This is a genomic window from Micromonospora sp. HM5-17 (assembly GCF_003762835.1).
GTDB lineage: Bacteria > Actinomycetota > Actinomycetes > Mycobacteriales > Micromonosporaceae > Plantactinospora.
The window spans coordinates 264,252-284,848 of sequence record NZ_RJWA01000005.1; the positions used below are offsets into that span (position 1 = coordinate 264,252).

General features: G+C 75.0%; 20 protein-coding genes and 1 pseudogene. 13 read left to right on the top strand and 8 right to left on the bottom strand.

Features of this window, described 5'->3' with window-relative positions:
* Positions 1-173 precede the first annotated feature (173 nt).
* Entirely contained in the window at positions 174-1,154 is a 981-nt protein-coding gene (locus tag EF879_RS16755; protein WP_148086465.1) for a DMT family transporter, read from the top strand.
* A 10-nt stretch (positions 1,155-1,164) separates the two neighbouring features.
* Here EF879_RS16755 and EF879_RS16760 read toward each other — a convergent pair whose 3' ends face one another.
* Entirely contained in the window at positions 1,165-1,863 is a 699-nt protein-coding gene (locus tag EF879_RS16760; protein WP_233604523.1) for a phosphatase PAP2 family protein, read from the bottom strand.
* A gap of 313 nt (positions 1,864-2,176) precedes the next feature.
* Between EF879_RS16760 and EF879_RS16765 the strand changes: the two genes are divergently transcribed.
* The 7 genes from EF879_RS16765 (at position 2,177) to EF879_RS16795 (ending at position 8,460) form a co-directional block, all read left to right on the top strand.
* Positions 2,177-2,560 carry a VOC family protein gene (locus tag EF879_RS16765; protein ID WP_123559649.1) on the top strand — a complete coding sequence of 128 codons (384 nt, stop codon included), beginning with the start codon at positions 2,177-2,179 and terminating at the stop codon, positions 2,558-2,560.
* A 157-nt stretch (positions 2,561-2,717) separates the two neighbouring features.
* A complete protein-coding gene (locus tag EF879_RS16770; RefSeq protein ID WP_123559651.1) occupies positions 2,718-3,206 on the top strand; it encodes a YbaK/EbsC family protein in 489 nt (162 codons plus the stop codon).
* 80 nt (positions 3,207-3,286) lie between these two features.
* Positions 3,287-4,156 (top strand): monooxygenase, encoded by an 870-nt coding sequence (locus EF879_RS16775; protein ID WP_123560000.1) that lies wholly within the window; start codon positions 3,287-3,289, stop codon positions 4,154-4,156.
* 13 nt (positions 4,157-4,169) lie between these two features.
* The gene (locus EF879_RS16780; RefSeq protein ID WP_123559998.1) at positions 4,170-4,724 is read left to right on the top strand and encodes a GNAT family N-acetyltransferase; all 555 of its coding nucleotides are present in this window, start codon (positions 4,170-4,172) and stop codon (positions 4,722-4,724) included.
* The gene (locus EF879_RS16785) at positions 4,721-5,617 is read left to right on the top strand and encodes a carotenoid biosynthesis protein (protein WP_123559653.1); all 897 of its coding nucleotides are present in this window, start codon (positions 4,721-4,723) and stop codon (positions 5,615-5,617) included. The genes EF879_RS16780 and EF879_RS16785 overlap by 4 nt, the downstream gene beginning before the upstream one ends.
* Positions 5,618-5,645: 28 nt before the next feature.
* Entirely contained in the window at positions 5,646-6,905 is a 1,260-nt protein-coding gene (locus EF879_RS16790) for a glycosyltransferase family 2 protein (RefSeq protein WP_199736486.1), read from the top strand.
* A complete protein-coding gene (locus tag EF879_RS16795; RefSeq protein WP_255420920.1) occupies positions 6,856-8,460 on the top strand; it encodes an NAD(P)/FAD-dependent oxidoreductase in 1,605 nt (534 codons plus the stop codon). Before EF879_RS16790 ends, EF879_RS16795 begins: the two co-directional genes overlap by 50 nt.
* A gap of 47 nt (positions 8,461-8,507) precedes the next feature.
* Here the strand turns inward: EF879_RS16795 and EF879_RS16800 are convergent, their stop codons facing one another.
* From EF879_RS16800 to metF, 3 genes and pseudogenes are all read right to left on the bottom strand, one after another.
* Entirely contained in the window at positions 8,508-9,368 is an 861-nt protein-coding gene (locus EF879_RS16800) for a hypothetical protein (RefSeq protein ID WP_148086466.1), read from the bottom strand.
* A 365-nt stretch (positions 9,369-9,733) separates the two neighbouring features.
* Positions 9,734-10,426 (bottom strand): annotated as a pseudogene (locus EF879_RS16805) (CDP-alcohol phosphatidyltransferase family protein); the annotation flags it as partial.
* A 123-nt stretch (positions 10,427-10,549) separates the two neighbouring features.
* On the bottom strand, positions 10,550-11,467 hold the full coding sequence (gene metF, locus EF879_RS16810) for a methylenetetrahydrofolate reductase [NAD(P)H] (protein ID WP_123559661.1): 918 nt from the start codon (positions 11,465-11,467) through the stop codon (positions 10,550-10,552).
* Between the two features lie 129 nt (positions 11,468-11,596).
* Between metF and EF879_RS16815 the strand changes: the two genes are divergently transcribed.
* The gene (locus EF879_RS16815) at positions 11,597-12,679 is read left to right on the top strand and encodes a polyprenyl synthetase family protein (protein ID WP_123559663.1); all 1,083 of its coding nucleotides are present in this window, start codon (positions 11,597-11,599) and stop codon (positions 12,677-12,679) included.
* 147 nt (positions 12,680-12,826) lie between these two features.
* A complete protein-coding gene (mptB, locus tag EF879_RS16820; protein ID WP_123559665.1) occupies positions 12,827-14,404 on the top strand; it encodes a polyprenol phosphomannose-dependent alpha 1,6 mannosyltransferase MptB in 1,578 nt (525 codons plus the stop codon).
* A 144-nt stretch (positions 14,405-14,548) separates the two neighbouring features.
* Here mptB and EF879_RS16825 read toward each other — a convergent pair whose 3' ends face one another.
* The 3 genes from EF879_RS16825 to EF879_RS16835 are packed head-to-tail and all read right to left on the bottom strand — an operon-like array spanning position 14,549 to position 15,626.
* The gene (locus EF879_RS16825; RefSeq protein WP_123559667.1) at positions 14,549-14,923 is read right to left on the bottom strand and encodes a lycopene cyclase domain-containing protein; all 375 of its coding nucleotides are present in this window, start codon (positions 14,921-14,923) and stop codon (positions 14,549-14,551) included.
* The gene (locus EF879_RS16830) at positions 14,920-15,252 is read right to left on the bottom strand and encodes a lycopene cyclase domain-containing protein (protein WP_123559669.1); all 333 of its coding nucleotides are present in this window, start codon (positions 15,250-15,252) and stop codon (positions 14,920-14,922) included. Before EF879_RS16830 ends, EF879_RS16825 begins: the two co-directional genes overlap by 4 nt.
* Positions 15,253-15,263: 11 nt before the next feature.
* Positions 15,264-15,626: an Rv2175c family DNA-binding protein gene (locus EF879_RS16835; RefSeq protein ID WP_123559671.1), complete on the bottom strand. Its 363-nt coding sequence runs from the start codon at positions 15,624-15,626 to the stop codon at positions 15,264-15,266.
* Between the two features lie 173 nt (positions 15,627-15,799).
* Here EF879_RS16835 and pknB point away from each other — a divergent pair, with 173 nt between their 5' ends.
* The 3 genes from pknB to EF879_RS16850 all read left to right on the top strand — a co-directional run bounded on the left by pknB (position 15,800) and on the right by EF879_RS16850 (position 19,554).
* Positions 15,800-17,809, top strand: a complete 2,010-nt coding sequence (pknB, locus tag EF879_RS16840; RefSeq protein WP_123559673.1) for a Stk1 family PASTA domain-containing Ser/Thr kinase — start codon at positions 15,800-15,802, stop codon at positions 17,807-17,809.
* A gap of 79 nt (positions 17,810-17,888) precedes the next feature.
* A complete protein-coding gene (locus EF879_RS16845; protein ID WP_123560002.1) occupies positions 17,889-18,731 on the top strand; it encodes a deoxyribonuclease IV in 843 nt (280 codons plus the stop codon).
* Positions 18,732-18,828: 97 nt separating this feature from the next.
* Entirely contained in the window at positions 18,829-19,554 is a 726-nt protein-coding gene (locus EF879_RS16850; RefSeq protein WP_123560004.1) for a M15 family metallopeptidase, read from the top strand.
* A 22-nt stretch (positions 19,555-19,576) separates the two neighbouring features.
* Here EF879_RS16850 and EF879_RS16855 read toward each other — a convergent pair whose 3' ends face one another.
* Entirely contained in the window at positions 19,577-20,596 is a 1,020-nt protein-coding gene (locus tag EF879_RS16855; protein ID WP_123560006.1) for a low specificity L-threonine aldolase, read from the bottom strand.
* Position 20,597: the final 1 nt, after the last annotated feature.

Consider the following 20,597-nt stretch of genomic DNA (forward strand, 5'->3'; position numbering starts at 1 on the left):
CCCGGTGCGGGCGTCGACTCGACATCGACCCCCACCTAATCGAACACTCGTTCTAACTACTGGAGAGAGTACACCCCGGCGCCGACAAAAACGCAAGTCACGGCCCGATCCCGAGATGCGGTAGCGGGTGATATCGGTTTCGGTGCTGACCCGCCGGTGGGTAGCCTCGCCCGGTGACGACAACTCGTCGACCGACACTCGGCGTCCTCATGGTGCTCTCGTCGGGTGTCCTCTTCGCGGTCAACGGCACCGTCTCGAAACTGGTCCTGCGGGCCGGCATCGAGGTGCCGCAGCTCGCCCTGATCCGGGCCGCCGGCGCGTTCGTCGGCCTGCTCGTGCTGAGCCTGGTGCTCCGGCCGGGCGCCCGCCGGCTCCGGGTCACCGTCGGTCAGCTCCCCATGCTGATCGCGTACGGGCTGGCGGGCTTCTTCCTCGTCCCGATGCTCTACTTCGTCGCGATCAGCCGGGTGCCGGTCGGCATCGCGCTGCTGTTCGAGTACACCGCCCCGCTGCTCGTCGCGCTCTGGGCCCGATTCGGCGAGCGCCAGCGGGTCCGGCCCCGGCTCTGGGCCGGACTGGCGCTCAGCCTCACCGGACTGGCCTGCGTGGCCGAGGTCTGGGGGGAGTTCACGCTGGACGGGATCGGGGTGCTCGCCGGGCTCGGTGCCGCCGTCCTCCTCGCCGGTTACTACATCCTCGGTGCCCGGGGCGTACGGGAGCGGGACACCCTGTCGCTGACCACCTGGGCCTTCGGTACCGCCGCGGTGGCCGGGCTGCTCACCCGGGCGGTGACCGACGGGGTCGGCGGCTGGGAGCCGCTCGGCGCGACGAGCGGCGGGATACCGGTCGCGCTGCTCTGCGGGTACGTCATCCTGCTCGGCTCGATCGCGCCGTACCTGCTGGTCGCCGCCGCGTTGCGGCACCTCCCGGCGACCAGCGTCGGCATCCTCGGCATGGTCGAGCCGGTGATCGCGGCCGCGGTCGCCTGGATGGTGCTCGGCGCCGGTGAGGCGCTCAACGCCGCCCAGCTCGCCGGCGGAATGCTGGTGCTGACCGGGGTCGCCCTCGCCGAGACGGCCCGGATCGCCGAACCGCCGGCGACGACACCCGACACCCCCGCCCCGGCCTCCGACGTGCTGGCCGCGCCCCGCTGACCGGCCCGGGTCAACGGGCTCCCGGCACGCGCGCGCCCCGACCGGGCAGCCACGCCGCGATCCGGGCCCCGACCGGACCCAGCGCCAGCAGCAGCGCGACGGTGGTCGCGGCACCCAACAGCAGTCCGGCCAGGACGTCGTGCGGGTAGTGGACTCCCGCCACCACGCGCATCGCCGCCACCGTTCCGGCCACCGGTACGGCGACGAAGCCGAGCCGCGGGGCCAGCACGACGAGGCCGGCGGCCAGCGCCCCGGCGACCGTCGAGTGGTTGCTCGGGAACGACCAGTCGCCGGCCGGCGGACACGGCACCCAGGTGGTGACGTCGTCGAAGGCGCGGCAGGGCCGTTCCTGGTCGACGACCAGCTTCAGCCCCTCGCTGGTCAGGTACGCCAGCAGCGCACCGACTCCGACCAGCCCGGCACCGACCACGGCCGGGGTGCGGCGTCGCCACCCGGTCCAGCCCGTCCAGCCCAGCAGACCGACGAGGAGCAGCACCCCGGCAAGCGCGACATGCTCACCCGGGCCGTGCAGCCAGTCCGGCAGCTTCCCGGCAGCCCCGACCACCGACCGGTACGTCGAGGCGGAGGCCCCGTCCGTCACGATCTGCAGTTGCGGGTCGCCCAGCCCGCCCGGGGCAAGCAGCACCACCACGGCCCCGCCCACCGTCAGCGCCAGTACCGTCATCAGGATCCGCCACGTCGTCGACATGGCGCCCGACGCTAACCACGGCGGCGCTCCGTGACTCCGCCCGAACGTCATCCCGATCGCACGACCTTCGTCAGGAGTACGGGCATCGGCGGCCGGGGCGGTGGGGCGACCTCGCGCGGCGACTCGGAACCGACCATCTCCTCACAGTGGCCCACATGCCGTGGTCGGGGCCAGGAGCCACGCCGTACCGCAATCGTCGCAAAAGAGGCGAATGGGAGCACGGGAATCCCCCTCGCCCACGGCGCGGCACCATCTCTATACGACGTACGACGTACAATGTACGGAGTAAATTTCCCACCCCGAAGGAGCACGCGTGGCAATCACCTCGTCCGCCGTGTCGCTGAACGTCGACGACGTCGCCGCCTCCAGCGCCTTCCTCCAGACCCACTTCGGTTTCCGGGAGGAGATGGCCGCCGACGGCTTCGCCTCGCTGACCCGCGACGACGCCGGCATGAACGTCGTCTTCCTGCGCCGGGGTCTGCCGACCCTCCCCGCCGACCAGCGCGACGACCACGCCCAGGGGGTGATCCTGGCCTTCGTGGTGGACGACCTGGAGGGCGAACTGGCCCGGTTGCAGGCCGAAGGGGTGACCATCACCATGCCGCTCACCACCGAGGAGTGGGGCGAGCGCGCCTTCCAGGTCCGTGACCCCAACGGCGTGATCATCCAGCTCGTCGACTGGAACGGGGCCCGCTGAGACTCCAGCACCCGGCCCCGTCGGCGCCGGCGGGGCCGGGTACCCCAACCGGCGGTGATGACCCCGGTCCGGCCGGGAGCGGGGCCGTCATCCCTGGTCGGGGCGGCCCCAGACCCACCACCGCCCGAACCGGTCCCGCCCCGGCAAGATGAAGCCCATGCAGTCACATCCCAACGTGCAGGCGGTCCAGGACGCGCTCGACAACGCAGGCGCCCGGGACGGCTCGGGAGCGCCCAGCCGGGTCCGGATCCTGCCCGAGGCGGTGCACACCGCGGTAGCGGCGGCGGCCGCCCTCAACGTCGAGGTCGGTCAGATCGCCAACTCACTGATCTTCAACGCGGACGGCGAACCCCTGCTGGTCCTCACCTCGGGAGCACACCGGGTGGACACCGCCCGGGTCGCCGCCACGCTCGGCGTCGGCTCGGTCACGCGGGCGACCCCGGAGTTCGTCCGTGAACACACCGGACAGCCGATCGGCGGCGTCGCCCCGCTCGGGCATCCGAAGCCGATCCGTACCCTCGTCGACACCGCGCTCGCCGACTACCCCGAGATCTGGGCGGCGGGGGGCGTACCACAGGCCGTCTTTCCGACGACCTACGCCGAACTGCTGCGGATCACCGCCGGCAGCAGCGCCGAGGTGGCGTGAGCCGGGCCAGCCCGACCTCCGGCGCCACACCCGGCACGGCCGGTGCCGCCGCCGACCCGGTACCCACCGGGGCCGCCCCGCTGGTCACCCTGCACGTCTGGCGGGTTCCCCACCGGTCGCTGCCCCGGGTCCTGGCCCGGATGGCCGTCGACCGACGCCGGCTACGCGCCCTTCCCGGCGTACGCTTCGGCAAGCTGCTCGGCACCGGCGACGGCGACGGCTTCGGGCCGACCGACGCCGACCCGACCCGCTGGGCCGCCCTGGTGGTCTGGACCGATCCGGCCCGGGCCGCCGGGTTCGCCGACACGGCGGTCGGCCGGGCCTGGCACGGGATCGCCCGGGCGGCGGTCCGGCTCGACCTGCGACCGCTCGCCAGCCGGGGACGGTGGGCCGGGGTCGAGCCGTTCGGTGTCCTGCCCCCACCGGCCCACGCCACGAGACGGGCGACCCGCGACACCGCCGGACCGCGGAGCGGCCACGCCGCCGCGCCGAAGACCGTCGCCGCGTCGGAGACCGTCGCCGCGTCGGAGAGCGGCCACGCCGCCGCGCCGGTGGCCTCCGGCGCCGGGGACGCCGTGTCCGGACGGCCGTTGCTCGCCCTCACCCGAGCCCGGCTGCGCCCCCACCGGGCCGTCGCCTTCTGGCGGGCGGTCCCCCCGGTCGTCGCCGCGCTCCGGCAGGCACCCGGCCTGCTGGCCCGGTTCGGCATCGGGGAGGCCCCGATAGGGTGGCAGGGCACGGTCAGCGTCTGGCGTGACACCACGTGCCTGACCGAGTTCGCGTACCGTCACCCGGAGCACCGCGCGGCGATCACCCGTACGCCCCGCGAGGGGTGGTACGCCGAGGAGCTGTTCGCCCGGTTCGAGGTGTGCGGTCTCGTCGGTGATCCGGCGGTGCTCGACTGGGTGATGCCGACGGCGACCGGGGGTGGAGATGCTGGCCAGCAGTGAGGAGCCGACAGCGATGAGGTTGGTGCCGTGGAGGCCGGACGATCTCGCCCGACGGCTCGACGACGTGGTGGCCGTCTACGGCGAGGCGATGGGTTACCGGCCCGAGCTGTTGGAGTCCCGGCGCGGCTACATCGCCACCCACGTCCGTCGCCCCGGCTTCCGGGCCGTCGCCACCCTCAGCAACGACGGCCACCTGGTCGGCTTCGGGTACGGCTACCTCTCCGCCCCGGGCCAGTGGTGGCACGACCAGGTGCGCCAGGCGCTCAGCGACGAGGCCCGTCGGACCTGGTTCACCAACTGCTTCGAGGTGGTCGAGCTGCACGTACGCCCGGCGGCCCAGGGCCACGGGCTCGGCGCCGGACAGCTCCGCGCGCTGCTCACCATGGCCACCGGCAGCACCACCCTGCTCTCCACACCCGAGGCGGACGAGGAGACCTCCCGGGCCTGGCGGCTGTACCGGCGGTTCGGCTTCGTGGACGTCCTGCGGGACTTCCACTTCCCCGGCGACGAACGCGCCTTCGCCGTACTCGGCCGGACCCTGCCGCTGCCACCCCCGGCGCGGACATGAGCCGCCGGCCCGCACCGGCGTCGCCGCCGGCCGGCCGGGCACCGGGCGCCACCGGCCCGGTCCCGGAAGCGACGCCCGGGTCGCGCCCCGCGGGCCCGAGCGCCGGGCCGCTGCTCCGTCGTCTTCCCTGGGCGCTGCTCGGCGTACTCGTGCTGGCCCAGATCGGCTATCCGCTGACCGCCGGCGCCACCCGCGCCCGACTGACCGTGGCCACAGTGGTCCTCGGCTGTCTGCTGTCGGTGAGCCACGCCCTGCTCAGCCGCGGCCCGGGTACGGCCGCCGCACTGGTGCTGGTCACCACCGGGGGCGGCCTGGCGGTCGAGCTGCTCGGCGTGACCACCGGGGTGCCGTTCGGCGGCTACCGGTACTCCGGCGAGTTGGGCCCGATGCTGGCCGGGGTACCCCTGGTGATCCCGCTGGCCTGGACCTGGATGGCCTGGCCCGCCTGGCTCGCCGCGGTCCGGCTGCGGCGTCCGGGGCCGGCCCGGGTCGTCCTGGCCGCCGTGGGACTGGCCGGCTGGGACGTCTTCCTCGACCCGCAGATGGTGGCCGAGGGTTACTGGAGCTGGCGGAACCCGACGCCGGCGCTGCCCGGGGTGCCGGACGTGCCGGTCAGCAACTACCTCGGATGGCTTCTCGTCGCGACGCTGCTGATGGCACTGCTCGCCCTAGCCGCCGGTCGGACGGACCGGTCACCGGGGGATGCGGACGCGCCGATGTACGCGCTCTACCTGTGGACCTACCTCGCCAGTCTCCTCGCTCACGCGGTCTTCCTGGGTCTTCCCGCGTCGGCGGCCTGGGGCGCCCTGGCGATGGCGGTGGTCGCCGGGCCGCTCACGGTGACCCTGGTCCGCGACCGTCGCACCCGCGGTGCCGCGCCGGTGCCGTGCTGAACGGCCTGATCGCCGGGCTGGGGCGATGATGAGCAGCCTGACCGCCGCGCTGGTCCTGGCCGGCCTGGTCGGTACGCTGACCGGACACACCGCGCTGAACGCCGCGTGCTGGCTGCGTCGGCTCCCCGACCCGGCGGCGCTGCGCCGGGCCCCGGCGCCCCGCGCACCGGTGCCGGCCCACCCGACCGCCGCGCCCGGTGAGCCGGCCGCGCCGGGCGGACCGGCCGTACCCGCAACGGCGCCACCCCGGCCCGGGACGGCACCGGACCGGGAGTCCGTGGCGGTCCTGCTGCCGCTGCGCGACGAGGCGGACCGGGTCACCCCGTGCCTACGCGCGCTCCTGGCCCAGCGGGGCGTGCCCGACCTGGAGATCGTCGTCCTCGACGACGGGTCGACCGACGGCACCGCCGAGGTGGTCCGCGCGGTGGCCGGCGACGACCCCCGGGTACGGCTGGTCACCGGCGCACCGCCGCCGCCCGGCTGGCTCGGCAAGCCGTACGCCTGCCACCAGCTCGCCGAACTGGCCAACCCGGACGCGACGGTGCTGGTCTTCGTCGACGCCGACACCGTGCTCGCGCCGCACGCGGTGGCAGCCGCGGTCGCGACGCTGCGGGCGGCCTCGGCGACGCTGCTCTCGCCGTACCCCCGGATCGTCGCCGGCTCGGCCGGCGAGCGGCTGGTCCAGCCGCTGCTCCAGTGGCTCTGGCTGACCTTCCTGCCGCTACGCGCGATGGAACGCTCGCCACGGCCGAGCCTGGCCGCGGCGGGCGGACAGTTCCTCGTACTGGACCGGGCCGGCTACCGGCGGGCCGGCGGACACGCGGCGGTCCGGGACCGGATCCTGGAGGACATCGCGCTGGCCCGGGCCGTCAAGCGCGCCGGCAGCCGGATCGCCCTCGCGGACGGGTCGACGCTGGCCGAGTGCCGGATGTACCGCTCGTGGCGCGACCTACGGGACGGCTACGCCAAGTCGCTCTGGGCCGCGTTCGGCCCGCCTCCCGCCGCCACCGCCGTCGTGCTGCTGCTCCTGCTGCTGTACGCCGGACCGCCGGTGCTCGCCGTCGGCGCGGCGTTCGCCGGGGCGCCCGGGACGGCACTCGTGGCGGCCGCCGCCTACCTGCTCGGCGTCGCCGGTCGGCTGATCAGTGCCCGGGCGACCGGTGGGCGCGGATGGCCGGACGCGTGGGCACACCCGCTCTCGGTCACGCTCCTCGGCTGGCTCACGCTCCGGTCGTACCATCTGCGGAGGCGGGGACGGCTGTCGTGGCGGGGGCGACCGGTGCGTTGAGCCGTCCTCGCGGCGCGCCCGGGTCGCCGCGAAGGCGGGACGAGGGGGACGGGCGATGGCTCGGGTGGTCGTCATCGGCGCGGGAGTGGGCGGCCTGGCGGCGGCGGCTCGGCTGGCGAGCCTCGGCCACGAGGTCAGCGTCTACGAGCGCTCCGGTGAGGTCGGCGGCAAACTCGGCCGGTACCGGCGGGAGACGCCGGTCGGGACGTTCCAGTTCGACACCGGGCCGAGCCTGCTCACCCTGCCGCAGGTCTTCGCGGACCTGTTCGAGGCGACCGGCGCCACGCTGGACGAGTACCTCGACCTGCGACCGCTCGATCCGATCGTCCGGCACCACTTCCCGCCCCTGTGCGGGGACGGGCCGGGGATCGTCCTCGACTCCTGTGCCGACCCGGCGACCTTCGCCGACCGGATCGCCGAGGCGTTCGGCCCCGGGGCGGCGCGGGACTGGCAGCGGTTGTGGCGTCGGGCCGGGCGGGTCTGGACGGCCTCCTGGCGGGACGTGCTGCGCCGCCCCGTCGACTCGCCGCTGACCCTGGCCCGGATGGCCTGGCGACTGCCGGACCTGGCGGCCGTCGCCCCGGGTCTGACGCTGCGCGGACTGGGGCGCCGGCACCTGCGCGACCCCCGGCTGCGGATGCTGCTCGACCGGTACGCCACGTACACCGGCGCCGACCCGCGCCGGGCGCCGGCCGCGCTGGTCGCCATCCCGTACGCCGAACTCTCCTCCGGCGGCTGGTACGTACGCGGCGGGCTCGGCACGCTCGCCGACGCGCTCCTCTCCCGATGTCTGGACCTCGGCGTGCTGGTGGCGACCGGTACCACCGTCACCGGCATCGACGCGGCCGGTGGCCGGGTACGCGCGGTCCGGCTCGCCGGCGGTACCACCCCGGTCGCGGCGGACGTGGTGGTCGCCAACGTGGACGCACTGACCCTCTACCGGGAGCTGCTGCCGACCCCGGACCGGCTGGCCCGGCTGGCCGACCGGAGCCTGGCCGGTTTCGTGCTGCTGCTCGGGGTACGCGGCGGCTCGGGACTGGCCCACCACAACGTCTTCTTCCCACCGGACCACGACGCCGAGTTCGACGCGGTCTTCGGCGACCCGGGGCGGGGCGTACCGGCCCGGCCGGTCGCCGACCCGACGGTCTTCGTCAGCGTTCCCGACGACCCGCTGATCCGGCCGGCCGGGCACGAGGCGTGGTTCGTGCTGGTCAACGCGCCCCGGCACGGTCGTGACCTCGGCGGGATCGACTGGCGTCGGCCGGGCCTCGCGGACGCGTACGCCGACCGAATCCTCGACGTGCTGGCCGCGCGCGGGGTCGACGTCCGGGACCGGCTGGTGTTCCGGGAGGTGCGGACCCCGGCCGACCTCGCCGCCACGGCCGGCGCGCCGGGCGGGGCGATCCACGGCAGCGTGGGCGGGCTGCTCCGGCCGCCCAACCGGGGGCCGGTGGCCGGGCTGTTCCTGGTCGGTGGCTCGACCCACCCCGGAGGTGGCCTGCCGATGGTGGCGCTCTCCGCGCAGATCGTGGCGGACCGGATCGGCCCGGCCTGACCGGCGGCCCGGTCCCTCGGCCGATCAGCCCCGCCGGTACCGCCGAGTCATCCCCACAGGTACAGGCCGTGTCCGGTGCGGACGTACGGGCCGACCCAGTCGAAGAACGCCTCCACCCACTCGTCCCGCACCGGGCGGTCACCCAGGTCGAACGGCTCCGGGCGACGCACCCGGGCGTTGCCCGGCACCACCCGGTTGAACTCCCGGGTGACCTCCGTGACCCGTTCGAGGTGCGCGGCGAGGGCGCGGATCGCCTCGTCCCGATCCCGGTCCGGTCCGTCGTCGTCCGGTGAGGTCGGGGGCGGGCCCGGCGGGGCCAACGGCGGCGGCTCCGGCAGCGCGAACACCCGCTCGCGGGCCCGGAGCAGGCGATCCCGCCGGGCCCCGGCGGTCGACCGGGTCAGGGTCGCGGTGGCGCGGGCCCGCAGCTCGGCCTGTGCCCCGAGCAGCGCCTGGTACGCGTCCCAGGCGAACAGGTGCCGGAGGTGGTACGCCATCCGACCCGCGACGATCTGGCCGTACCACCACCGCCACCGGGCGACCGCCTCGGCGGCCTCCTCCGGCAGCATCGTGCGGAACGCCGCCTGCCGCCAGGAGACCGGGAAGCGGCGGTTGTAGCCGATGACGGTGACCCGAAAGCAGGCGGGACAGCCGTCGTGGTCGACGACGATCTCCAACCGGGACACCAGCCGACGGACCGCCTCCGCCGGGTATTCGCCCCGCCCGTCCGGCCCGGTGCCCGACCCGTCGACGGGCCGCTCGGGCACGGCGTACCGGGTGATCGGCGCCCACCCGCCGGGGACGGCGACCCCGGCCTGGACGTACCGGGCGTGGATCTCGGCGAGGTCCCGGATCGTGTCGAGGTCGGCGCCCGGCCGAGGCCGTGCCGGCACCCAGTCCACCCCCACCGCGCCACGATAGCCGGCCGTCGCCACGCCTCCGGCCGGTCCGGGCCGTGCCGACAGCGGCCGGCCGATCCGTGGCCGGTCCGCGGGGCCGTGTGCCCACCCCTTGGCCGTCGCCGGCAGTCGGGCGGGCGGCCCGGGCGACCGGGCAGACCCTCCGGTGGTCGGTCGTCGGGTCAGCGCCCCGGGTGCGGCGGCTCGGTGCCCGGTGGCTCCCGCACGGTCAGCTCCACCTCGGTCGGCTCCCGGCGGACCAGTTCCTTCCCGGACGGGCCCCGCCCGCCCGGTTCCGCCCCGACCGGCGCCCGGCCCTCCGCCGCGCCCGCCGCCCCGGCCGGTTGCCGGGCGGGCCCGGGTCGGCCAGGCGAGTCCGTCTTGTCGAGCGACCGCCGGACCACGGAGAGCAGCTGGACCATTCCGAAGAATCCGAGCAGGACCCAGATCGCGGTCGCCACCGTCATCGTGCCCGCCGCCAGCTCCGGCATGATCAACTGGGCCAGCGCGGCGACGAGCAGCCCCACCACGACGATGCTGACCCGGCTCGGTCGCTCCCCCACGGTGACCGTACCGATCTCCTTCATCCCCGCCGAGACCGAGCGGGCCCGGGTGTACTCGTGCAGCCAGGAGAGCGCCCCGGCGGCGACCACCAGCACGCCCGGAGCGCCGACCAGCCAGAGGGCGACCAGCCAGCACACCTCGCCGACCCGGTCGGCCAACGAGTCGTAGACGTACCCGAGCCGGGTGGTCCGGCCGGTGACCACGGCGACCGCGCCGTCGATGCTGTCGGCGACCGCCGCGAGCACGACGAGGGCGGCGGCGAGCAGCGGGCCGAGCGGCCCGGGTGGGGCCTGGACGATCGCGACCGGAACGCCGACGCAGAGCAGGACTCCGACCACCGTCACCGCCGTCGGCGGGACGTGCAGCCGGGCCAGCGCACACCCCAGGACGTACGACATCCGCAGCCAGCGGCGCACCGAGGTGGTCGCCATCCGCGGGTCGAAGCCGCCGTGCAGCCGCGCCCACTTGATGGCGTACTCGTCCCAGGTCAACCGGTTGCTCACCTTTGGCTCAACCGCCGGACGGCGCCGAAGGTCGCGCCCAGGCCGCCGGGCCGTCGGGCCGAGCAGCCCGGCCCGCGGACCGGTCCCGGCGTGCCGCCCCCGGGCCGCGGCCCGGGGGTCGGGTCACGCCCGGACCCCGACCTGGAGGTTCTGCCAGACCTCCCGGGTGGCGGTGGACCGGTTGAGGGTGATGAAGTGGATCCCCGGCACCCCCTCGTCGAGCAGCCGCCGGCACATCTCGCTGGCCTGCTGGATGCCGAGCTGCCGGACCGCCTCCGGATCGTCGGCGATCCGCTCGAACTGGGCGGCCAGCGCGGGCGGGAACGGCGCCCCGGAGAGCTGCTGTGAGCGTTCGATGGTGCCGATCTGGGTCACCGGCATCACGCCGGGGATGATCGGGGTGTCGCAGCCGGCCGCCGCCACCCGGTCCCGCAGCCGGAGGTAGTCGTCGGCGTCGAAGAACATCTGTGTGATCGCGAAGTCGGCGCCGGCCCGGCACTTGCGGACGAAGTACTTGGTGTCGGTGGCGATGTCCGGCGAGCGAGGGTGCTTGTACGGGAAGGCGGCGACGCCGACGCTGAAGTCGCCGGACTCGCGGACCAGCCGGACCAGCTCCTCGGCGTAGCGGACGCCCTGCGGATGCGGGATCCACTCCCCGGTCGGGTCGCCGGGTGGGTCCCCGCGCACCGCCAGCACGTTGCGGACCCCGGCCTCGGCCAGCCGGCCGATCACGTGCCGCAGCTCGGCCACGGAGTGGTTGACGGCGGTCAGGTGCGCCATCGGCAGCAGGGTGGTCTCGGTGGCGACCCGCTCGGTCACCGCGACCGTGGTGTCCCGGGTGGAGCCGCCGGCGCCGTAGGTGATCGAGACGAACGACGGCCGCAGCGACTCCAGCTCCCGGATGGTCTGCCACAGCAGCCGCTCACCCCGCTCCGTCTTGGGCGGAAAGAACTCGAACGAGAAGGTCGGTCTGGGCCCGCGGACCAGGTCCCCGATCGACGGCCGCGAGCCGGGGAAGACAGAGGGGAGACCGAGCGCCACGGTGGCGACTCTACCGGGTCACCTGACGTTCTCGCCCCTTCACACCCCGTACGCGCCCGGTGTCCGTTCCCGGGACCGCACCGACCCACCGGGCCGGCACCCGATCAGGCGATCTACTAGCGTCGTGGCGTGACCGAACCCGTCCCCGTCCCACCCGTGGATCGCGCCGACCTGCGTCGGCGGATCGACGCCGCCCTGGCCGCCTTCCTCGCCCAGCAGCGTGGCTGGATGGCCGGGGTCGACGAGGCGCTCGCCGCCGTCGCCGACGCCCTGGAGGCGTTCGTCCTACGCGGCGGCAAGCGGCTGCGCCCGGCGTTCGCCTACTGGGGTTACCGCGGTGCCGGCGGGCCGGACTGCGACCGGGTCGTCAGCGCGCTGGCCGCGCTGGAGTTCGTTCAGGCGAGCGCGTTGATCCACGACGACCTGATGGACCGCTCCGACACCCGGCGCGGCGAACCGTCGATCCACCGCCGGTTCGCCGCCCGGCACCGGGCGGCGGGCTGGGCCGGCGAACCGGCGAGCTTCGGCGAGTGCAGCGCCATCCTCCTCGGCGACCTCTGCCTCGTCTGGTCCGACGAGCTGCTGCACGGCAGCGGTCTCGACCCGGCCGCGGTCGCCCGGGCCCGGCCGGTCTTCGACGAGATGCGGACCGAGGTGACCATCGGGCAGTACCTGGACGTGCTCGCCCAGGCCAGCCGGGACACCTCGGTCGAGCGGGCCAGCAAGGTCGCCCGGTACAAGGCGGCGAAGTACACGGTCGAACGTCCACTGCTGCTCGGGGCCGCGCTGGCCGGCGCGCCGGCAGCCGTCCGGGACGCCTACTCCGGGTACGGACTGCCGCTCGGCGAGGCGTTCCAGCTCCGGGACGACATCCTGGGTGTCTTCGGCGACCCCGGCCAGACCGGGAAGCCGGCCGGGGACGACCTGCGCGAGGGGAAACGCACCTACCTGATCGCGGCCGCGTACGAGGCGACCGACGACGCCGGGCGGAAGCTGCTCACCCGCCGCCTCGGCGATCCGGGGCTCGACGCGGCCGGGGTGGACGAACTCCGGGATGTGATCACCAGTAGCGGGGCGCTGGACCGGACCGAGCGGCGGATCACGCTGCTGACCGACGCGGCGCTGGCCGCGCTGGCCGCGGTCGACCTGGAGGACGAGGCCCGGGAGGTGCTGGTCGACCTGGCCGTGGCCGCCACCCGCCGCAAGGAGTGACCCCGGTCGGCACCGGCGGTCGCCGGTACCGACCGGCCTCCGCCGTGGGCCGTGGAGGGCCTTCCCCACCGTCGGTCCCGCTGGCGGGTACGCCCCTTCTCGACCACGTCGCCACGCCGCGGGTCGGCGCCGTGGGACCATCGGGGCGTGCCTGCCCGGGAACGCCTCACCCGGCTCCGGACGGCCGGGCTCGCCGCCACCACCCTGATGACGGCGGGGGCGTACGGGGCGGGCGCCCTGCCGTACGCCGATCCCGACGCGGCGGTCCCCACCGCCGGCACGGACGGCGTCTGGGCGTACCGGCTCGGCCTCGCCGGCTGGCTGGCCGGGCTGGTACTCCTGGCGGCCACCTGGTGGCGGCTCGGCACCCGGCTGGCCGCGCTACCGCCGGGGGCGGTAGCCCCGCGTCAGGTGCTGGGCACGGGCCTGCTCTGGGCGGCGCCGCTGCTGTTCGCCCCGCCGACCGCCAGCCGCGACGTGTACGCCTACGCCTGCCAGGGCACGCTGTGGCTCGACGGGGTCGACCCGTACGCGACCGGGGTGGGGCCGGGCGGGTGCGGCTGGGCGGAGACCGTGCCGGCGCTGTGGCGGGAGACGCCGACGCCGTACGGGCCGCTGGCGGTGGCGCTCTCCGGCGTCGCGGTCGCGGTCGCCCGGACGGTGGCGACCGATCCCGACGTCCAGCTCGTGATCACGATCGCGCTGCTGCGTGCCGAGGCGCTGGCCGGCCTGCTCCTGGCCGCCGGCGCGGCGCCCCGGCTGGCCCGGTCCTGCGGGGTCGACCCGGTCCGGGCGGTCTGGCTCGGACTGCTCTCCCCGCTGATCATGATCCACGCGGTGGGCGGCGCGCACCACGACGCCCTGCTGCTGGGGCTGGTGCTGGCCGCGTTGACCCTGGCAGCCGGGCCGGCGGGCGCGGTGCGGGGCCTGGTCGCCGGTGCGGCGGCGGGCCTGGCCGTGGCGGTGAAGGTCAGCGCGCTCGTGGCGCTCCCGTTCGTCGTCCTGCTCGGCGCGCTCCGCCTCTCCCCAGAAACCGAGCCGGACGGGACCGGGGCGGGCCGGACCGGCGCGGCACGGGTCGGGACGATCGGGGCCGTGGCCGGACACGCCGGGGCGGTGCTGGCGGGCGGGAGCCTCGGGTTCGCGGGGGTCAGCGTGGCCACCCGGCTCGACCTCGGCTGGCTCGGCGCGCTCGCCGGCCCCGGCCGGCTGGTGCAGTGGACGTCGCTGCCGACCGGGCTCGGGATGGCCGCCGGATACCTGCTACGGCTCCTCGGCCGGCCCGGGGCGGTGGACCCGGCGGTGACCCTGGCCCGGCTGCTCGGGCTGGTCGCCCTGGTCGTGATCCTCGCCGGGCTCGTGGTTCGCGCCGTACTCGTGGTCCGCGTCGGGCTGGCGGCGGCCCGGCGCGAGCGGGTGGTCACGGCCGGCCTCGCCTTCGCCGCCCTCGCGCTGCTCTCCCCGATCTTCTACCCGTGGTACGCCCTGGTCGCCGTCGCCGTGCTCGCGGCCGGACTCACCGATCCGCGCTGGACCCGGCGGGTCGCCGGCCTGGTGGTCCTGACCAGTTTCCTGGTCCTGCCCGACGGTCTCGGCGTGGCCGTGCTCACCAAGCTCCCCGGCGCGTTGCTCGACGTGGCGCTGCTCGTCGCCCTGGCCGTGCTGGCGGTACGGCGCGTCGGCGGCGGCAGGGGCGGACGGAGCGACCGGCCGGACGTCCGCTGACCGTGGGCGGGCCGACCGGCCCCGCCCCGCGGCCGGGCACGGACGAAACCCGGGCACGACGCCGCAGGCCGCCGGGGTCCGCATCCCCGGCCCGGGCAGGACGGGGATGAGTGACGGCCGTCACACGGGCACCGGTCGGGTCGGTCACCCGGACCGGTCGGGCGCCCCGCACCGTCTCCGGGCGCCGACCAGGCGGCTCCCCTCGCCCGCCAGCGGGGTACGCTGCACGCCGGCCCGCCCCAGCCGGACCCAGACGGCCAGGGTGAGCAGCACCAGGGCGAAGCCGAAGAGCAGGTCCTCCACCGGCGCGTACGCCACCCGCCAGCCGATGATCGCGTCCGGGTCGTACCGGACGATGCCCCGGCCGGTCAGGATGCCGTTCGAGAGGAGCTGGAAGAAGACGATGATCGGGTACGTCGCCCAGAAGACCGGCCGGCGCAGCAGCCGGGTACGCAGTACCACGAGGTCGACCAGCACGGCGCCGGCCACCCCGAGCAGTGCCGCCGCGGTGTAGCTCACGACGACTCGTCCCCGGCCGACCAGCCCCGTACGGCGCGGACCGCCTCGAACCCGAGGACGGTGCAGACGGGGACGACGACGAAGAAGAGCAGTTCCTCCACCGGCAGTCCGCCGGGGAACCGCAGACCGAGGGTCTGCTCCGGATCGAAGGTCCAGTGTCCGGCGGCGATCGCGGCCAGGTCCCAGAGCACGAAGACGGTGACGACCGGCAGCAGGGTGAGCAGCAGCCGACGCCACCGGCGCAGCACGTTGACCCGCAGCACCGGCTCCAGCCACAGCGCGCAGCCGAGGCACCCACCGAGCACCGCCAGGTAGGCGAGGTGTCGCATGCGGATATCCGTCAGAACCCCGTCGCCTGGGCCCGTCGCTTGACCTCGCGGGCCCGGTGGTCGCCGAGCGCCTCGGCGGGGGTACCCGGCAGCGTGTCGTCGGGCCGGTAGAGCCAGCGGAGCGCGGCCTCGTCGTCGTACCCGGCGTCGTGCAGCAGGGTGAGGATGCCCGGCAGGTGCTTGCGGACGGTCTGGTTGGCCACCAGCTCGACCGGGACCTGCCGGACCCCGTCCCGGCGAACCGCGAGCAGTTCCCGGTCACGGATCATCTGGTGCACCTTGCTGACCGAGACGTTGAGCCGCGCGGCGACGTCCGGGAGGGTCAGCCAGCCGCCCGGCTCGACCGGCTGTGCGTCGGGTAGGGATTCGCTCACCCGCTCACCTTGCCACGCCCCAGCCGGCCGCACCCAGATGCCATCCGGTACGCCGCCCGAAAAGTCCCAGTACGCCCGCCCGGCGTCTCCGGAAGGCCGGCGCGGATTTTCGTTCTGTGTCGGCTGTGGCATCCTGTCTGCCGTCATCCCCGGACGACATAGACTGCCTGCCAATGGATAACCAGGTCGCCGACACCCTGCTGAACGCGCTGATCGACGGACGCTACCGCATCCGCGGTCGCGTGGCCCGTGGTGGCATGGCGACCGTGTACACGGCCACGGACGAACGCCTCGACCGTACCGTCGCCATCAAGATCATTCACCCCCATCAGGCCAACTCCGCCCGGGTGCAGGTCGCCGAGTTCCTGGCCCGCTTCACCGACGAGGCCAAGACCATCGCCCGGCTGACCCACCCGAACGTGGTCGCCGTCTACGACCAGGGCACCTACAACGGCGTTCCGTACCTGGTCATGGAGTACGTCCGCGGCCGTACCCTGCGCGACATCCTCACCGAGCGCGGCCGGCTCAACCCGAGCGAGGCGCTGGCGATCATGGAGCAGATGCTCGCCGCGATCGCCGCCGCCCACCGGGCCGGGCTGGTGCACCGTGACGTCAAGCCGGAGAACGTCCTGGTCGCGGAGGCGCCCAGCGGCGGCCGGACGAACCTGGTCGACAGCGTGGTGAAGGTCGCCGACTTCGGGCTGGCCCGGGCCGTCGAGGCGAGTTCGGAAACCGACGGCGCCAACCAGCTGATGGCGACCGTCGCGTACGTGGCGCCCGAGCTGGTCACCGAGGGCCGCGCCGATCCCCGGACCGACGTCTACTCCGCCGGCATCGTGCTCTTCGAGATGCTCACCGGCCGGGTCCCGTACGACGCCGAGCGGGCGCTCGACGTCGCCTGGCAGCACGTCGACCGCGACGTACCGCGCCCGTCCACCCTGGTTCCCGGTCTTCCGCCGGTCCTCGACGACCTGGTCGTCCGGGCGACCCGGCGCGACCCCGGCGCCCGGCCGACCGACGCGGGCGCGCTGCAGGCGGAGGTGCAGGTGGTCCGCGACGACCTCGGCACCATGGCGAACGCCAGCACCACCGTCCTGCGCCCGGTCCCGACGCCGCTGGAGCAGCCGACCATGGTGGTGCAGCAGCCCACGATGGTCGTCTCCACCGTCCCGCCCGCCGAACGGCCGTCCTGGGCCCGGCTGCCCGAGCAGCCCCGGGAGCGGAGCACCCCGCACCGCCGCCGCGCCGCACCGCCACGCGACGGGGCCGCCGGGCGCCTCGCCGACCTCCGCGAACGGCTGCTGGCCGACCGGACCAGCCGGGTCGCCGTCGGTGCCGCCGTACTGGCGCTCATCCTGGTCATCGCCGGGGTCGGCTGGTGGTTCGGCGCGGGCCGCTACACCTCCACCCCGAACCTGATCAACCTGGCGGGCACGGAGGCGCAGGCCCGGGCCGAGCGGGCCGGTTTCGAGGTCGCCTTCACCGCCCCCCGCTACAGCAACGAGGTCGCCAAGGACGCGGTGCTGGCGCAGGATCCGACCTCGGACGAGCGGATCGTCCGGGGCGGCACGATCACCCTCACCCTCTCCCTCGGTCCGGAGCGCTTCCCGGTGCCGGACGTGGTCGGCAAGACGCTGGACCTCGCCCAGCTGGACCTGGAGGAGGCGGGCCTGAAGGTGAAGCGTGGCCCCGACCGGTACGACGACAACCTGGAGAAGGGCGTCGTCGTCGCGGTGGACCCGGAGGTCGGCACGGAGGTCAAGCCGGGCGACACGATCACCGTGATCGTGAGTAAGGGCAAGGCGCCGATCACCGTACCCGTCCTGATCGGTAAGAGCCTCGCCGAGGCACGGACGGCCCTCCAGCAACTCAACCTCGAGATCGTCGTGGAGTACAAGGAGTCCGACCGGCCGAAGGACGAGGTCCTGGCGCAGAACCCGCCCGACGGCGCCGGCGTGGAGCCCGGAGCGAAGGTGACGGTCGAGGTCAGCGAGGGCCCGCCGCTGGTCACGGTGCCCTCGGTGATGAACCTGCCGTGTCCGCAGGCCCGGCAGATCCTGGAGGGGGCGGGGCTCACCGTCGGTGGGCTGCACATCAACCCGAACGGGCCGGTACGCTCGCAGAACCCCGCTCCGAACACCCAGGTCCCGCCAAGGACCCAAGTTGCCATCACCTGCTTCTGAGCCAGCGCCACGCTCGTCCGGCCCGACGTCGAGCCGGTCGTCTGACCACGCGTCGGGCCGGGCCACGCCGGACCGGCCCATCGGGTCACACACCCCCACCTCGGGCGGGCTGGCCCGGGCCGCCCTGCCCTACGCCGATGCCGCCGGCGCCGAGGTGGTCCAGGTCTACGTCGGCAACTCGCGGGGCTGGGCCCTGCCGGCCGGCGACCCCGACCAGGACGCCGCGTTCCGGGCCGGGTGCGTCGAGCGCGGCATTCCGGCGTACATCCACGCGTCGCTGCTGACGAACCTCGGCTCCCCCACCCCACAGACCGTGGAGCGGTCGGTGGCGACCCTGGCCCACGCGCTGGAGCGGGGTGCCGCGATCGGCGCGACCGGGGTGGTCTTCCACGCCGGGAGCGCGGTCGACCCGGGGCACGCCGCGGTGGCGATGCGCCAGGTCCGGGAGGCGCTGCTGCCGCTGCTCGACGCCGCCGCCGAACGTGAGGGCCCGAAGCTGCTGGTGGAACCGAGCGCCGGCGGAGGGCGCTCGCTCGCCTCCCGGGTCGAGCACCTGGAGCCGTACCTGGACGCGGTGGACTGGCACCCGTGGCTCGGCGTCTGCTTCGACACCTGCCACGCCTGGGCGGCCGGGCACGACCTGGCCCGGGAGGGCGGCATGACCGAGACGCTGGACGCCCTGGTCACCGCCGTCGGCGCGGACCGGCTGTGGCTGATCCACGCGAACGACTCGCGCGACCCGTGCGGCTCGACCCGCGACCGGCACGAGACGATCGGCAAGGGCGCCATCGGGGAGGCACCCTTCGCCGAGCTGCTGGCCCACCCGGCGACCACCGGGGTTCCGGTGATCGTCGAGACGCCGACGGAGAAGCACCTCGGGCACGCCGACGACATCGCCACGCTGAAACGACTCCGGCCCTGAGCCGCCGGTCGCCCGGCCGCCGGCGGGGATGACCGAGGTCACCTTCTCGCCACGGTCGGTCGCCGGATACCGGGCCCGGCGGCGTACCGTGGCCCCGATGGGACCCCTCGGTGAGCCGCGCTCCACCCGGCGGACGCCGGTACGCCACGTCCTGCTGGTGGCGCTGGTCTCCGCGCTCACGCTCGTCGGGTGTGCCTCCGGCGCCCCGCCGAAGGGCGCGTCCCCACCCGCCGGGGCCACCGACACGCCGGATCCGCCGGCCTTCACCGTCGAGGTCTCCCCGGTGACCGCCGCCGACCTCGGCCAGAGCTGGCGACCGGGCTGCCCGGTCGGCCCCACCGAACTCCGGCGGCTACGGCTGAGCCACTGGGGCTTCGACGACCGGCCGCACCTCGGCGAGCTCGTGGTCCACGAGTCGGTCGTCCCCGACGTGGCGACGGTCTTCCGGGTGCTCTACGACGCGCGGTTCCCGATCCGACGGATCCAGCCGGTCGACCGGTACGGCGGCAGCGACGACCGGTCGATGGCCGACGACAACACCTCCGGCTTCAACTGCCGGCGGGCGGTCTCGGACGGCCCGGCGACCTGGTCGGCGCACGCGTACGGTCGGGCGATCGACGTCAACCCGGTGGAGAATCCGTACCTGATCGGCGGCCGGGTGCTGCCGCCGGCCGGTACGACGTACGCGGACCGCACCCCGGAGCGATCCGGGATGGCCGTGCCGGACGGCGTCCTGGTCGAGGCGTTCGTCGAGGTCGGCTGGACGTGGGGCGGCACCTGGCGCTCCCCCGACTACCAGCACTTCAGCCGGACCGGCGAGTGACCGCCGCCGGCGCGGCCGGGACTCAGCCCCGGAAGATCGCGGTGAGCACCTCGATCGCCCGGGCCACCCCGCCGTCGTCCACGTCGTAGTGCGTCACCAGGCGGGCGGTGCGGGGGCCGAGGACCGAGACGAGGACGCCCCGGGACCGGGCCGCCGCCGCCAGCGCGGGGGCGTCCAGGGCCGACTTGGTGAGGTCGAGCGGCACGATGTTGGTCCGCACCGGGCCGGCCAGCACCCCGAACGGGGCGAGCGCCTCGGCGAGCCGGGCCGCCCGGGCGTGGTCGACGGCCAACCGGTCGACGTGGTGTCGCACCGCGTACCGGCCGGCGGCGGCGAGCACCCCGACCTGGCGCATGCCCCCGCCCAGCCGCTTGCGGATGATCCGGGCCCGCGCGATCCGCTCCGCGCTGCTCACCACGAGCGACCCGACCGGGGCGCCGAGCCCCTTGGAGAGGCAGACCGACAGGGTGTCGAAGAGTTCGCCGTAGTGGGCCAGCGGCACCCCGTCCGCGACGTGCGCGTGCCAGATCCGGGCACCGTCGCAGTGCAGGGCCAGCCCGGCGTCGTCGGCGATCCGGCGCAGCTCGCGGAGCGTGGCCAGCGGGATCACCCCGCCCCCGCCCCGGTTGTGGGTCTGTTCGACCGCGATCGCCCGGGTGGGGACGGCATGGTAGCCGTCCGGTCGGATCATGGCGGCGATCCGCTCCGGGTCGAGGTCCGCGCCGGCCGCGGGCCAGGTCCGCGACGAGATGCCGCCGTACGCGGCGGCCGCGCCGACCTCGTACGTCACCACGTGCGCGTCGGCGTCGCAGAGCAGCTCGGCGCCGGGCGGTACGAGCAGTTGCAGGGCGATCTGGTTGGCCATCGACCCGGTCGGGGCGAAGAGGGCGGCCTCGTGCCCGAACAGCGCCGCCACCTCGGCCTCGAGCGCGTTGACGGTCGGGTCCTCGCCGTACACGTCGTCGCCGACCTCGGCCTCGGCCATCGCCGCCCGCATCTCGGGGGTGGGTCGGGTGACGGTGTCCGACCGCAGGTCGACCAGG

What these genes read in the sequence shown, in the direction of transcription:
- EF879_RS16760 (WP_233604523.1), bottom strand. Translation starts at nt 1,863, where the DNA reads ATGTCGACGACGTGGCGGATCCTGATGACGGTACTGGCGCTGACGGTG.
- EF879_RS16770 (WP_123559651.1), top strand. Translation starts at nt 2,718, where the DNA reads ATGCAGTCACATCCCAACGTGCAGGCGGTCCAGGACGCGCTCGACAAC.
- EF879_RS16780 (WP_123559998.1), top strand. Translation starts at nt 4,170, where the DNA reads ATGAGGTTGGTGCCGTGGAGGCCGGACGATCTCGCCCGACGGCTCGAC.
- EF879_RS16785 (WP_123559653.1), top strand. Translation starts at nt 4,721, where the DNA reads ATGAGCCGCCGGCCCGCACCGGCGTCGCCGCCGGCCGGCCGGGCACCG.
- EF879_RS16790 (WP_199736486.1), top strand. Translation starts at nt 5,646, where the DNA reads ATGAGCAGCCTGACCGCCGCGCTGGTCCTGGCCGGCCTGGTCGGTACG.
- EF879_RS16830 (WP_123559669.1), bottom strand. Translation starts at nt 15,252, where the DNA reads ATGCGACACCTCGCCTACCTGGCGGTGCTCGGTGGGTGCCTCGGCTGC.
- pknB (WP_123559673.1), top strand. Translation starts at nt 15,800, where the DNA reads ATGGATAACCAGGTCGCCGACACCCTGCTGAACGCGCTGATCGACGGA.
- EF879_RS16850 (WP_123560004.1), top strand. Translation starts at nt 18,829, where the DNA reads ATGGGACCCCTCGGTGAGCCGCGCTCCACCCGGCGGACGCCGGTACGC.